This is a genomic window from Fructilactobacillus sp. X8R4C1, from assembly GCF_059900905.1.
Map to the genome: position 1 here is coordinate 1 of NZ_JBWXVJ010000009.1, position 276 is coordinate 276.

Annotated in this window: 1 protein-coding gene; it reads right to left on the reverse strand. The window is 45.3% G+C overall.

Translation table 11 applies throughout. The features are described 5' to 3' along the window. Window positions 1-276 (reverse strand): ATP-binding cassette domain-containing protein (locus AC6UDA_RS06945; protein ID WP_500711449.1); only part of this gene is annotated, 276 nt, incomplete at both ends.

The window sequence follows — 276 nt, forward strand, 5'->3', positions numbered from 1 at the left end:
CTCATGGCTAACAATGATCATGGCGCGATCGCCATCGTGGAACCACTCTAAAAGGTGGCGATAAAAAGTATCGCGGTACAGCAAATCTAGGCCAAGTGTAGGCTCATCTAAGATCAACACTTGAGTGTCAGTCGCGATGATGATCGCAAGGTGAAGTTGTACTTTCATTCCCTTAGAAAGCTGCTTGATAGTCGAAGAGAGCTTGATGTTGGTGCTGCTTAATGTCTGCTCTGCTTTTTGTTTATTGAAGCTAGGGTGTACACCTTGGGTATATCG